The 13,225-nt window shown below is 40.7% G+C and carries 15 protein-coding genes; 7 read left to right on the forward strand and 8 right to left on the reverse strand.

What is annotated here, in order from left to right; translation table 11 throughout:
• Positions 1 to 8: 8 nt before the first annotated feature.
• Positions 9 to 728, forward strand: a complete 720-nt coding sequence (locus AACZ87_RS09405) for a sugar transferase (RefSeq protein WP_339866662.1) — start codon at positions 9 to 11, stop codon at positions 726 to 728.
• A 155-nt stretch (positions 729 to 883) separates the two neighbouring features.
• Entirely contained in the window at positions 884 to 1,294 is a 411-nt protein-coding gene (locus AACZ87_RS09410; RefSeq protein ID WP_339866663.1) for a DoxX family protein, read from the forward strand.
• Positions 1,295 to 1,303: 9 nt separating this feature from the next.
• Here AACZ87_RS09410 and AACZ87_RS09415 read toward each other — a convergent pair whose 3' ends face one another.
• The 3 genes from AACZ87_RS09415 to AACZ87_RS09425 form a co-directional block, all read right to left on the reverse strand.
• Positions 1,304 to 3,421 (reverse strand): PQQ-binding-like beta-propeller repeat protein, encoded by a 2,118-nt coding sequence (locus tag AACZ87_RS09415; protein ID WP_339866664.1) that lies wholly within the window; start codon positions 3,419 to 3,421, stop codon positions 1,304 to 1,306.
• A gap of 163 nt (positions 3,422 to 3,584) precedes the next feature.
• A complete protein-coding gene (locus tag AACZ87_RS09420; RefSeq protein ID WP_339866665.1) occupies positions 3,585 to 4,853 on the reverse strand; it encodes an APC family permease in 1,269 nt (422 codons plus the stop codon).
• Between the two features lie 101 nt (positions 4,854 to 4,954).
• Positions 4,955 to 5,281: a Rieske 2Fe-2S domain-containing protein gene (locus AACZ87_RS09425; RefSeq protein WP_339866667.1), complete on the reverse strand. Its 327-nt coding sequence runs from the start codon at positions 5,279 to 5,281 to the stop codon at positions 4,955 to 4,957.
• A 129-nt stretch (positions 5,282 to 5,410) separates the two neighbouring features.
• On the opposite strand from AACZ87_RS09425, the gene AACZ87_RS09430 reads away from it, so the two are divergent.
• Positions 5,411 to 6,154 (forward strand): hypothetical protein, encoded by a 744-nt coding sequence (locus AACZ87_RS09430; RefSeq protein WP_339866668.1) that lies wholly within the window; start codon positions 5,411 to 5,413, stop codon positions 6,152 to 6,154.
• Positions 6,155 to 6,219: 65 nt separating this feature from the next.
• Here the strand turns inward: AACZ87_RS09430 and AACZ87_RS09435 are convergent, their stop codons facing one another.
• The 3 genes from AACZ87_RS09435 to AACZ87_RS09445 all read right to left on the reverse strand — a co-directional run bounded on the left by AACZ87_RS09435 (position 6,220) and on the right by AACZ87_RS09445 (position 9,216).
• Positions 6,220 to 7,362, reverse strand: a complete 1,143-nt coding sequence (locus AACZ87_RS09435) for a cysteine desulfurase family protein (RefSeq protein WP_339866670.1) — start codon at positions 7,360 to 7,362, stop codon at positions 6,220 to 6,222.
• Positions 7,363 to 7,532: 170 nt separating this feature from the next.
• Positions 7,533 to 8,927: a phosphoglucosamine mutase gene (gene glmM, locus AACZ87_RS09440; protein ID WP_339866671.1), complete on the reverse strand. Its 1,395-nt coding sequence runs from the start codon at positions 8,925 to 8,927 to the stop codon at positions 7,533 to 7,535.
• Positions 8,928 to 8,985: 58 nt separating this feature from the next.
• Complete coding sequence (locus AACZ87_RS09445; protein WP_339866672.1) at positions 8,986 to 9,216, reverse strand: hypothetical protein; 231 nt, start codon at positions 9,214 to 9,216, stop codon at positions 8,986 to 8,988.
• Positions 9,217 to 9,288: 72 nt separating this feature from the next.
• Between AACZ87_RS09445 and mazG the strand changes: the two genes are divergently transcribed.
• The 4 genes from mazG (at position 9,289) to fumC (ending at position 12,519) form a co-directional block, all read left to right on the forward strand.
• Positions 9,289 to 10,092, forward strand: coding sequence for a nucleoside triphosphate pyrophosphohydrolase (gene mazG, locus AACZ87_RS09450; protein WP_339866674.1), 804 nt, complete (start codon positions 9,289 to 9,291; stop codon positions 10,090 to 10,092).
• Between the two features lie 82 nt (positions 10,093 to 10,174).
• Complete coding sequence (locus tag AACZ87_RS09455; RefSeq protein ID WP_339866676.1) at positions 10,175 to 10,555, forward strand: RidA family protein; 381 nt, start codon at positions 10,175 to 10,177, stop codon at positions 10,553 to 10,555.
• Between the two features lie 3 nt (positions 10,556 to 10,558).
• Positions 10,559 to 11,044 (forward strand): hypothetical protein, encoded by a 486-nt coding sequence (locus AACZ87_RS09460; protein WP_339866678.1) that lies wholly within the window; start codon positions 10,559 to 10,561, stop codon positions 11,042 to 11,044.
• A 74-nt stretch (positions 11,045 to 11,118) separates the two neighbouring features.
• Positions 11,119 to 12,519: a class II fumarate hydratase gene (gene fumC, locus AACZ87_RS09465; RefSeq protein WP_339866680.1), complete on the forward strand. Its 1,401-nt coding sequence runs from the start codon at positions 11,119 to 11,121 to the stop codon at positions 12,517 to 12,519.
• A gap of 71 nt (positions 12,520 to 12,590) precedes the next feature.
• Here the strand turns inward: fumC and AACZ87_RS09470 are convergent, their stop codons facing one another.
• The gene (locus AACZ87_RS09470; protein WP_339866682.1) at positions 12,591 to 12,920 is read right to left on the reverse strand and encodes a type II toxin-antitoxin system RelE/ParE family toxin; all 330 of its coding nucleotides are present in this window, start codon (positions 12,918 to 12,920) and stop codon (positions 12,591 to 12,593) included.
• A 2-nt stretch (positions 12,921 to 12,922) separates the two neighbouring features.
• Complete coding sequence (locus AACZ87_RS09475) at positions 12,923 to 13,132, reverse strand: hypothetical protein (RefSeq protein ID WP_339866684.1); 210 nt, start codon at positions 13,130 to 13,132, stop codon at positions 12,923 to 12,925.
• Positions 13,133 to 13,225: the final 93 nt, after the last annotated feature.

Here is a 13,225-nt window from a genome sequence, read left to right on the forward strand (position 1 = left end):
CTAGACTAATGATACGTAATCAATCAAACCAACAAGAAATTGTTTTTAAAGGCTACCAGTCGGGAAGGATTATCCCTGACCTTTTTGCTTTAACAAATATTTCCAGAAATTCTGTTTCACAGACTGTAAATGAGGGAATAGAACTTACTACAAGATTTGTAAAAAGATCTTTCGATATTTTGTTTTCAACCATCGCGATTCTTGCAGGGCTTCCAGTATTTATTGCTTTGACAGTTATTACGAAGCTTACTTCAAAAGGCCCTGTTTTTTATAAGCAGGAAAGAATTGGTAGAAATGGCGAACCATTCTACATTCTTAAGTATAGAAGTATGATTGTAGACTCTGAGGTGAATGGACCACAGTTGACTACGGACAATGATCCTAGAATTACCAAATGGGGTAATTTCATGAGAAAGACTCACCTCGATGAGCTTCCTCAATTCTTCAATGTGCTGATGGGTGATATGTCAGTAGTTGGACCTAGACCCGAGCGTGCTCATTTTATAAAGCAGATTGTTGCAAGACAGCCTCAATATGCCCAGCTATTGACTTTGCGTCCAGGGATTACTTCTATTGGCCAAGTTGATTTTGGCTATGCGGAGACTGTAGAAGAAATGTGTCAGAGAGTCCTTCTGGATCTTAAGTATTTGACGCAGGTGAACTTACTTACCGATCTTAAGATTATCGGCGGTACTGTAATGACCATGATTAACAAAAAAGGAAAATAAAATAGTAACAGTTGCTCTTTTAAGGGAAAATCGACAGTCAATTTGGCTGTCGATTTTTTTTGTCATAAAGCTATAGCGCAGGTTATGTAAAAATACATCGACATATAACCTAGAAAGTATAGTTTAGAACTAAGCCAACCGAAAGATCTAAACTTATGAAAAAAACACTGCTAGAGGACTTAGGACTTTTAATAATGAGAATTGGAGCTGGAGGTATGATGCTGACTCATGGCATACCTAAACTCACGCGCCTTTTCGGAGATGAACCTATCAAATTCATGGATTTTATAGGAATTGGACCTGTAGCTTCTCTATCACTGGCAGTATTTGCAGAGTTTCTTTGCTCTATTCTTTTGATTATAGGTTTCAAAACTAGACTAGCAGTCATTCCTCTCATGATAACTATGCTCACAGCTGCCTTTGTAGCTCATGCAGCTGATCCTTTTGGCAGAAAAGAATTGCCCCTGTTGTACTTTACCATTTTCGTGGGAATTCTGATTTTTGGAGGCGGAAAATTTTCCATTGACGGTCTAATGAATAATAAATCAGCTTATTACAAAAGTTAAAATCTCACGTTAGTCTGGCAAAGCAAAAGCTATATAAGCATCCCCGCTCTTCGTTCCTTTTCCACCTCCGCAGGCGATTACAAGAAATTGCTTTCCGTTCATTTCGTATACTGCCGGGGTAGCGTGTCCCGAAGCAGGAAGTTTAGCTTCCCAAAGAATTTCACCAGTTTCCTTATCGAAAGCTCTGATTTTCTCATCCTTTGTAGCTGCGATAAAAAGGACACCACCAGCTGTAGCTACAGGACCACCATAATTTTCGGTGCCGGTAGGAGCAAATCCCTGGGCGCTTAACGAATCAATTTCCCCTAAAGTAACCTGCCATTTTTTCTTCCCAGTACTCATGTCAATGGCTGTCAAAAGACCCCAAGGTGGATTTGATCCGTACATTCCATCTTTAGTGACCAACTTTTTATAGCCATCCATATAATAGCGAGGAAAAAGCTGTGAAGGTGCACCTTCCATTTCTTGCTTATCCCCTTCATCTGGGGCTTTATCCAAGAGATAGTCTAACAGAACCTTCTTATTTTCATCAGCGATATGAGCAAAAGAGGGCATCGCTCCCCTTCCTTTTTGAAGCAAAATAGCCAATGAATCATAGGTGTATTTTTCCTTAACTCCCAATAAACTTGGAATCGCCGGAGGGTTTCCTTTTCTATCTAATCCATGGCAATTCCCACAAAAGTTAGTGTAAACAGATTTACCAATATTTTCAAAATCCGCATTCGGAGTCATTCCTATTATCCAAGGAATTTGATTCGCATTCACATATAACGTCTGATTTGTAGGGTCAAAAGATGCTCCACCCCATTCTCCACCTCCGTCCATTCCTGGGAAAAGAACCAGAGGTTTAGTCGGATGTGGAGGAGCCCAAGTATCTCCATAAATCGCATTATCCAATTGCCCGCGGATGTCAGCTTCCCACTCAGGTTTTAGGTTTAAAATATTTTTGTCCTCGAAAATCATATTCATAAACGGCTCTGGTAATGATGGAATAGGCTGAGTCGGAGAAGTATACTCCCCCGGCATCGAAGACTGAATCATAGGTGTTTCTACAATGGGCCAAACCGGCTCCCCAGTTTCCCGATCAAAAACATAAGTCATCCCCTGCTTAGAAATCTGCGCGACTGCATCTATCCACTTTCCATCCTTCTGAATTCGAATCAGGTTTGGATTTGCCGGAAAGTCCCGGTCCCAGACATCGTGATGAACTGCCTGAAAATGCCAAATTCTTTCACCTGTTTGGGCATTCAGTGCAATCAGAGAATTGGCATAAAGATTATCCCCTTTGCGATAGCCTCCCCAAAAATCATAGGTAGCTGAGCCAGTTGGCACAAATACGATTCCTCGCTCTTGATCCACCGTCATTCCAGCCCAGTTATTGGCGCCGCCAATCTGTTTTATATTCGCTGAATCCCAAGTCTCGAAGCCAGGTTCTCCTTCCTGAGGAATGGTATGGAAAATCCATTCCCGCTCACCAGTTCTGATATTGTAGGCACGAATGTGGCCTGGTGCAGCATCCAACCCTTCGGAAAGTCGCATCCCAATAATCAACAAATCACCATACACTACGCCAGGAGCATTTGCTACTATCAGGAAATCCTCGCGTTCTGTATCTAATCCTTTGCGAAGATCAACTTTACCCTGATCTCCAAAACCAGGAATTGGCTCGCCAGTCTCTGCATTTACTGCCATCAACCAATTTCCCGCTCCAAAAAGAATTCGTTTATCATCACCATCCTCCCAATAGCTTACACCACGATTTGTTCCTGCCCAGGAATTTTCTCCTCCCAGCACCTCAAAAGGATCAAATCTCCAAACTTCCTGCCCTGTGGCTGCATTTACTGCGAACACATTTAACGTAGGCGTGGAGCCATAAAGTAAACCATTTACTACTATCGGCTGACATTGAATTTGCGAGCGCTCGGTTGCATCTCCAGTATGGTATGTCCAAGCCACTTCCAGCTGGGACACATTTTCCTTAGTGATTTGGGATAAAGAAGAATATCTTGAACCATCTTCTGGGCCTCCATAGTGCGACCAATCGGAGTAGTCAATTTCTGAAGCTTTCTGCTGGCAGGCAGAAAAAAGTAAAATAGAGCCAAAAGCAATAGGGAGGAAAGCTTTCATGGAATAGGTTGAGTTGGGTTTGAAAGCAAAATATCTAGAAAAATTCAAGTAACAATTCTCAAATTCAATAATCTAGAGAAAAACAGATTAGAACTTTGCTCTTCATTCGTATGCTTTCTGGTTATAACCAAAAATCCAGCTTCTAGGTAAGCAAATTACAAGGCTATTCTTTCCTCGCAAAAATTTTATGCACTCCATAAATCACAAATCCAAGAGCTGTCCAGAGTGCCATGTCTGTAATTTCCTCTATTTGAGTGCTACTGAGAAGCCAGATCGTAGCAGCTATTCCCGCGACTGCCAAGGGTATTCCAAACTTTAACTTGTAGTAATCTGCATCTGGTTGGCTTTTGCGCAAGCGAATCAAAGCTCCGCAAACCAATAGGTAAATCAACAATCTAGCGATAACAGAGATCGCCAGTGACCCCATAAAATCCCAGACCGTTGCGACGATAATAATCAGAACAGAAAAGAATAAAACTGCAACTGTTGGCGTGCGAAATCGGGGATGAACAAAGGAAAATATCTTAGGGAATTGCTGGGATTCGCTGAGCGCAAAAGGTAATCTGGAACCACTCAGGATCTGTACATTGAGTGTTCCCAAAATGGAAACGATAGCTCCAATAGTTATAAACAAGCCTCCTCCATAACCCATAATTCGGGAAGCAGCATCAGCTAGGGGTTTGTCCGAAGTAGCTAATTCAGGAAGTGTTCCTATTGCCACTACCTGGATAAGAACATAAAAAACAGTAATGATCAGCGCTCCTGTCATCAAAGCAAAAGGAAGGTTTTTTCTTGGATTTTGGACCTCGCCAGAGATTACCAAACCAGCTTCAAATCCGCCAAAAGCAAAGATTAGTAACAAGGCAGAATTAGCGAACTCAGGCATCTCTGGCGGTGAACTGAAATCAAAAGCATCAGCATTTAAAAAGAAAAGTCCAACGACAATAAATATCGTCAACGGAAACAATTTTGAGACGGTCAGGATATTTGTGGTGCGGGTGGAATCTTTGATCCCAAGTAGATTAATCCCAGTCAAAATCCCTGTAATTACGACTATCATCAGAATTCTCATCCATTCTTCTTGAAAAACAGGAGAGAAAAAAGACATGTAAATGACTAGCAAATTGACCAAGGTAGCATAGCTAAAAAGCCGGGTTAGCATCAAGACCCAACCTACAGCGAAAGCCGGAAGGTTGCCAAATGCTTCCTTAATGTAAAGGTAGGGTCCTCCAGTTCTATCAAACCTGGAACTGACTTCCATAAAGACTAAGATGAGCACCAGCATTACTACCGCACAAACACCAAAAGCCAACAAAGAATACGGTCCAGAAAGCGCAAATGCTTTTGCCGGCAGGCCAAAAATACCTGCTCCAATCACAGAATTAATAATCAAAAAAACCAGATCCCATCTGCGAATTCCGCGCTTTAACATAGTTTGAACTTGGGTGAATGAATTCTTAAAGTAGCTAGAAAAATCAATTGTCAATGTGCAAATTCAATTATCAAGTTTAAAACTTGATAATTGGTGATATGCTATTCATTTGGAACGGAGATCTTTAAGCCTTCCTCTGTCAGTTCCACTGAATAGGTTTTCAAAGCCGAGCATAAACCGAGCTGGACCTCTCCAGATTTCAAATCAAAAGAATAACCGTGCAAAGAACACCTGATTATCCCGGCATCCAGATCTCCCTGTAGCAAGGAAGCTCCACGATGCGGACAGGTACTTTGAAATGCGAAAAACTCATCCTTTTGCCTTACCAAGGCGATAATCTGACCGTCCAAATCAATCTGGTGAATGGTGTCTTCGGCAATCATTTGCTCCGCTTGACTTTTAGATGCCCCAATCAAGAAAACTTTCATTTTATTAAACTATGAATTTCAAAGGCGAAAACTCTCATTTATCAGGAAATCAAGCCATCACATATATAAAGCATTGGTTTTCTGCCGAATCTTGTTGAATTTAATAGGTGAATAAAACCCGTTAAGACCATGAAAGCAACTATACTTTTTTTTACAGCCTTATTATTCTTCAGTTGGGCGGAGGCTCAAAGCCTGCAAGGCGCTTGGAAACTTACCCATCAAGATGGTCAAGAAGTAAAGGATATTGAATACATCAAGATTTATCAAGATGATTATTTCGCATTTGGAGCTAAGCAGGTCGCTGACAATCACTTTATCAGTGCCGGTGGAGGTCCATTTGCCTATAATGATGGTAATTATGTGGAGACTTTAGATTTCTTTACCCTAGATCCTTTTCAAGTTGGAACTTCAAATAAATACAAACTTGATTGGGTGAATGAGAAAATGGTGATTTCATCGGATATCAATGGAAAAATGCTCGTAGAAATCTGGGAAAAAGTGTCTGACACGGAAGACGATCTTACGGGAAACTGGGTGATAACAGGTAGAAAAAGAGGAGAAGAAATATCCAGATCAACTCCGGGAGCTAGAAGAACTGTGAAAATCCTTAGCGGGGGTAGATTTCAATGGATTGCTTTCAACTCTGAAACAAAAGAATTTTCCGGAACGGGGGGAGGCACTTACACTGCTAAGGATGGTAAATATGTGGAAAGCATCACTTTCTTTTCCCGGGATGATAGCCGGGTCGGTGCCAACTTAGACTTCAATTATGAGGTAATCGACGGAGAATGGCATCATAGCGGTCTAAGTTCCAAAGGCGACCCTATTTATGAGATATGGACTCCTTATGCTATTGGATATCAAGGCAAATAGGAATCTAAAATTCTAAAAGCTGAAATTAAAAAAAGGAGCCTTCTGAGCTCCTTTTTTATTATTTATTATGCTTCGACGGTGTAAAGTTCTTTCAACTTTCCGACTGTATAGTCAACTTCTTCTATTGTATTAAATCGGCTGAACGAAAATCTAACCGCATCCCGTTCTGGTGTGTGATTGATTGCTCTTAGCACATGCGAACCAACTGTAGCTCCAGAACTGCAAGCAGACCCTCCTGAAGCAGATACACCTTCCAAATCAAGATTAAAAAGCAACATACCACTGTTCGCTTCGGATGGAGGTAAGCTTACGCTGAGAACAGTGTATAAACTCTTATCCAAATCTCCTGAAAGTCCATTGAATTCTACTCCAGGAATTTCCTGAGTCAGGCTTTGGATAAAATGCTTTTTGATTGCTTCAACATGAACTTGATGTTCAGCCATATCTTCATAGGCAATCTCCAAAGCTTTTGCGATTCCGATAATTCCAATCACATTCTCCGTTCCACCACGCATATTTCTCTCCTGAGCTCCGCCGTGAATCAAAGGATGGATTTTCTTATCTTTTTTTACATAAAGAAATCCTGAACCTTTTGGCCCATGGAATTTATGTCCACCTGCGACTATGGAATCTACTGGAAGGGATTTTAAATCATGAAAATAATGTCCCATAGTCTGCACTGTGTCAGAATGGAAAAACGCATCATACTCTTTGGCAAGAGAACCGATACGATTCAAGTCGTTCAGGTTTCCTATCTCATTGTTTGCATGCATCAGAGAAACCAAGCTTTTTGGATTTGCTTTCAGCAATTCTTCCAGCTGATTCATATCCAATTCACCTTTCTCATTTACATCCAGAATACTAAGCTTGATATGTCCTTTTTTCTCACAAACCTCAAGTGTATGTAACACTGCATGATGCTCAAGAGGAGATGTAATCGCATGGGTGATGCCGTGGCTTTCTATTCCGCAAACAATCGCTGTATTATCAGCTTCGGTCCCTCCTGAGGTAAAGAAAATTTCAGCAGGAGTAGCATTCAACAATTCAGCAACCTTCTTTCTGGATCTCTCAATAGCAGTCCTAACTTCTCTTCCAAAACTATGGACAGAAGAAGGATTGCCATAATGATTTCTCATAAAAGGTATCATGGCTTCGATCACCCGATCGTCCATGGCAGTGGTGGCTGCATTGTCTAAATAAACTTTCATCGTACTCGTGTTGGGTTGTATATTCTTTACAGCGATTACCTGGAGGTATGCCAATAATCGTATTTCCTTTTGGTTGGCTGGACGGATGACCGATGACCGGTGACCGAAGTTGCCTCAATGCTAGAGTTACCTTTTCACTTTGAATTTATATATTTTTAATTCTGTGGAGCTTAAATCATTGAAGCATTCACTACTTCTTTGATATCAGCAATAAGCTTTTTCGCTAAGTGCTCTGCGGTAGCTTCAGATTCAGACTCTGAGTAAATCCTAATGATCGGCTCAGTATTTGACTTCCGCAAATGTACCCATTCCTTTTCAAATTCGATTTTGACTCCGTCTATATCGTTGATAGGATGGTTTTTATACTTCTTTTTGATCTCTAGCAAAATTTTATCGACGTCAATCTCAGGAGTGAGTTCGATTTTATTTTTTGAGATATGATAATTAGGGTAAGTAGCTCTGAGTCTGGAAATTGTCTTTCCAAAATAAGCTAAATGAGTCAAAAACAAACCAATTCCTACTAAGGCATCACGACCATAATGAGAAGTAGGATAGATGATACCTCCATTTCCTTCACCACCTATTACTGCATCCACAGCTTTCATTTGATTGACTACATTCACTTCACCTACAGCTGAGGATTTGTAAGTTCCACCTCTTTTTTCTGTGACGTCACGTAGCGCGCGAGTAGAGCTAAGGTTGGAAACAGTGTTTCCAGGAGTCTTTGACAGCACATAATCGGCAACTGCTACTAAAGTATATTCTTCACCGAAGGCCGACCCGTCCTCATTAATAAAAGCTAGTCTATCCACATCAGGATCGACAACGATGCCTAAATCATAACTTCCTCTTTCCAACTTGTGAGAAATATCTCTTAAGTTTTCTGGAAGTGGCTCGGGATTATGTGGAAAATGACCATCAGGAGTACAGTACATTTCCTCTATTTCTGTCACACCCAAAGCTCTCAAAAGCATAGGAACCGCTATTCCTCCAGTGGAATTAACTGCATCCACTACTACTTTGAAATTTCTTGCTTTGATGGCTTCTACATCTACCAATTCAAGATCCAACACGTGCTGAACATGACGCTCGATGTAATCAGTGATTTGCGTATAGCTCCCTAATTTTTTCACTTCAGCAAAAGAGAAATCTTCCTTTTCGGCTTTCTCCAAAATGTCCTTTCCTTCTGCATCGGAAATAAATTCACCCTTCGCATTGAGCAGCTTTAGGGCATTCCACTGCACTGGGTTATGGCTTGCAGTTAGGATGATTCCTCCACCTGCTTTTTCCAAAGGAACTGCAAATTCGACAGTAGGCGTAGTGCTCAAACCAAGATCAATCACATTGATCCCCATGCCTTGGAGTGTTGCCGAAACTAATCCAGAAACCATCTCACCGGAAAGACGTGCGTCTCTCCCAATGATTACTTTAGGATTATTTGTTTTTTCGAGTACCCAAGCTCCATATGCAGAAGCAAATTTGACTATATCTATGGGAGTAAGTCCATCGCCAGCCTTTCCGCCGATAGTACCTCTGATGCCAGAGATTGATTTAATTAGTGACACGTATGGTAATTTGATTTGATTAAAAACTAATAAATCCCGTCAGGCGACAGGATTAACTTTATTTGAATTTGGCCATGACCTTGTCCACTTCATTGTCGGGATTTCCACAGGTGGTATCACCATCCATGGTTTTACCACAGAATCCACAAGTAGCTCCTTCTTTATTCAGATAAGGACTTTGGGAGGCACAAGTGCCCTTGAATTCGCCGTTTTTGAGGAATATTAGCCTTACAGACATCATAATGAAGAATAAAGCAACGAAACCAAGTGTTAGAAATACGGTTGTCATAACGGATAAATTTGCGCAAATTTAAGGCTTTACTTCGAAAACGTCCACAATCCTAGCATAGTTTCCTCACCCATGACAAATTTGAGTACCCGAGCCGAGAAATTGGCAGCTTTTGATAGATTACTTACCATCATGGATGAACTCAGGGAGCAATGTCCTTGGGATAAAAAACAAACGACAGAAAGTCTAAGACATTTGACAATCGAAGAAACTTTTGAGCTTTCAGATGCAATTCTCGAAGGAGATCCAGACGAGATCAAAAAGGAATTGGGAGATATTCTCCTCCATATTGTTTTCTATGCAAGAATCGGATCTGAAGAAGGCAATTTTGATATCACTACCATGATCGATTCGCTTTGCGAAAAGCTAATCCGTCGTCATCCTCATATTTATGGTGACACCCAGGTGGAGGATGAAGAGGCGGTGAAGCAAAACTGGGAGAAAATAAAACTCACCGAAAAAGGAAATAAATCGGTTCTTGGGGGTGTGCCTAAATCACTTCCAGCCTTAATCAAAGCAATGAGAATTCAGGAAAAAGCCCGAGGAGTTGGTTTTGATTGGGAAGAGAAAAGCCAGGTTTGGGAGAAAGTGGAAGAGGAAATGCAGGAATTCAAGGAAGAATTCAATGTAATTGATGATAAGGAAATCGATCAGGAAAAAGCCAGCGGCGAATTTGGCGACTTACTCTTTTCTTTGATTAACTATGCACGATTTATTGACATAAATCCGGAAGAAGCTTTAGAACGAACGAATAAGAAATTCATCAAACGGTTTCAGTATTTGGAGGAAGCAGCAAAGGAATCTGGTAAAACCCTCAGCGAGATGACTTTGGCTGAGATGGATGTTTATTGGAATGAAGCGAAATTAAAGGCTTAAGGCTAACATCAAAAAGCTAAAAGCTCGACATACCCACAAGATTATTTTGGACTTAGTACCCAAATTTGAAAATTAAAAATAAATGGCAAATCACATTATCTTCACCAATGAGGCTCCAGCGCCAATTGGCCCCTATTCTCAGGCAGTTTTAGCAGGCAATACGCTTTATGTTTCCGGACAGATCGCTTTGGATGCAGAGACTGGCGAATTGATCAATGAGAATATCACTGAGGAAACTCATGCGGTGATGAAAAACCTAGAGGCTGTTCTTAGAGCCGCGGATTTCACTTTCAGCGATATCGTCAAATGCAGCATTTTTATCAAAAACATGAATGAGTTTGGCACAATCAATGAAGCCTATGGACAGTACTTCAAATCCAATCCTCCGGCGCGGGAAACTGTAGAAGTGAGTAAACTTCCTAAAAACGTAAATGTGGAAATCTCATGCATCGCCGTTAAATAAAAATTGAATCTCTTACCCTACGATAGCGAAACCTTAGTCAGCGCTCTTTCCAAAGAGGAGGTGCTAAGTCATTTGAATCGTGTGACTAGGGAAGTCAATTATTTGGATCCGAGAACTCAGGTCAAAGGAGATATTCTTTTCAATGGCCTGATCGGCCAAAAAGGATTCAGAATTTCTAAAGTTGTGGATAGGGCCGACACATTTCTGCCTTTGATTTTGGGGAAAATTGAAACAACTCCCCGGGGATGCATACTTTTTATTAATTACAGATTATTTCCAGGAGCACTTTTTTTCATTGCTTTTTGGTCTGTCATTTTACTAGCCTTTACTGCATTTTATTGCTTTATACTTCCCAATTACGCCTATGCCAGCATCTGTTTTGTGCTGGGAATTATTAATTACGCAGTAGCCTTGTATTTTTTCAACCGGCAGGTGAAAGCTTCACGGGCAGTCTTTCATAAGCTCATCAACTTCCAAATGAAGGATTAGCCCTTCTTTCTTAGGGAAAAATGGCTTTTGGGGTTAATTTAGCGCCGCAAAAAAGATTCAATAAAACATACAATATGAGCATCCGCATAGAAAAAGACACCATGGGGCCTGTAGAGGTGCCTGCTGACAAATACTGGGGCGCGCAGACCCAAAGATCCATTAACAATTTCAAAATCGGTGGTGAGAAAAACCGCATGCCAGTTGAAATCACTCATGCTTTTGCGATTTTGAAAAAAGCGGCGGCACAGACCAATGCCGAACTTGGAGTTTTAGATCAGGAAAAAGCTGATATCATCGGAAAAGTATGTGATGAGATTTTGGCAGGTCAGCACGATGATCAATTTCCTTTGGTAATCTGGCAAACTGGTTCAGGTACGCAGTCTAATATGAACTCTAACGAGGTGATCGCTTACCGCGCTCATGTGCTTCTTGGCGGTTCTTTGGAAGATGCCAAAAAGAAAATCCACCCAAATGACGATGTAAACAAGTCTCAATCTTCCAACGACACCTACCCGACTGCTATGCATATCGCCGCATACAAAATGGTAATGGAGACTACGATTCCTGGAGTTGAAAAACTTAGAGATACACTTGCTGAGAAAGCAGAAGCATTCAAGGATGTGGTTAAAATCGGGCGTACACACTTTATGGATGCCACACCGCTTACATTGGGTCAAGAGTTCAGTGGTTATGTGGCACAGCTTAATCATGGCTTAAAAGCCTTGAGAAACACCCTTTCACATTTATCTGAATTAGCGCTAGGAGGAACCGCCGTAGGAACTGGTCTTAATACGCCAAAGGGATATTCCGAGTTAGTGGCTAAGAAAATTGCTGAACTTTCAGGACAGCCTTTTGTCACTGCTGAGAATAAATTTGAAGCGCTTGCTGCTCACGATGCCATGGTAGAAACTCATGGTGCATTGAAGCAATTGGCAGTTTCCCTGATGAAAATCGCCAATGATGTAAGAATGCTTTCTTCTGGTCCCAGATCTGGAATTGGTGAGATTTTGATCCCTGAAAATGAGCCTGGATCTTCTATCATGCCGGGCAAAGTAAACCCAACACAAGTAGAAGCCTTGACAATGGTAGCTGCTCAAGTAATGGGAAATGATGTAGCTATTTCTATTGGAGGTTCAAATGGTCATTTTGAATTGAACGTATTCAAGCCATTGATCGCTTCTAATTTCCTTACTTCTGCTAGACTAATTGGTGATGCATGCGTGTCATTTAACGATCACTGTGCAGTAGGAATCGAGCCAAACACAGCTATGATCCAGAGACATTTGGAGAATTCATTGATGCTCGTGACCGCTTTGAATCCACATATCGGCTATGAAAATGCTGCTGCAATTGCTAAGAAAGCACATAAGGAAGGTACAAGTTTAAGAGAAGCTGCGATTGCGCTTAACTTATTGACTTCTGAGCAGTTTGACGAATGGGTGAAACCAGAAGAGATGACAGGAAGCTTGAAGTAAGATTTAGCTTCCTGAAAAGAAAAAATGGTCCTGTCAGAGATGACGGGACCATTTTTTTATGATCTGAAATTTCATTGATCAAGGTCTCTAAGTAAAGATTTTATGTAGGAATCTGTAATATTCTCTTGATCTGATTTATCATAGATGGAAAGTAAATAAACAGTATCATCAGAAATAGCAAAGTTAGTTATTACTCTCGCACCGCCGGACTTCCCTTTCCCCTTTGAAGCTATTGACAATCTTATTTTGTAGCAATTCTTAAAAAGTGGGGTTCCTTCGGTTGGGTTTATTTCAAGTTTTTCGATGAGCTTTATATATTCTGATCGTAGGGAATGATATTTCTTAAGAAGCTTTTTAAGCTCTTTCTCAAATTCAGGAACAGATTTGACTTTATAGGTCACAATCAGTCAATTATATCTCTAGCATTTTTAGCTTTCAATTTGCCTGATTTTACATCAAGCATTTCTTTATAGCCCTGAGCTACACTTTCTGCGATTTCCTTTGATTCTTCGACTCCTTCGGATGTAATAAACTTCACATTCAATGCCTTTAGAGCTGACTTGATTTCCTTGGATCGCTCGCTACTTTCCACTTCTATTACAATGGTTTCCATGCTATTAAGTTAAATAATAATTTGATGTATTGAATAATTACTTCATTACATTCAACGAATCGTAAACTTTAGTCGATTCCAATATCATTGGAA

It is taken from the genome of uncultured Algoriphagus sp., assembly GCF_963974365.1.
Lineage (GTDB): Bacteria > Bacteroidota > Bacteroidia > Cytophagales > Cyclobacteriaceae > Algoriphagus.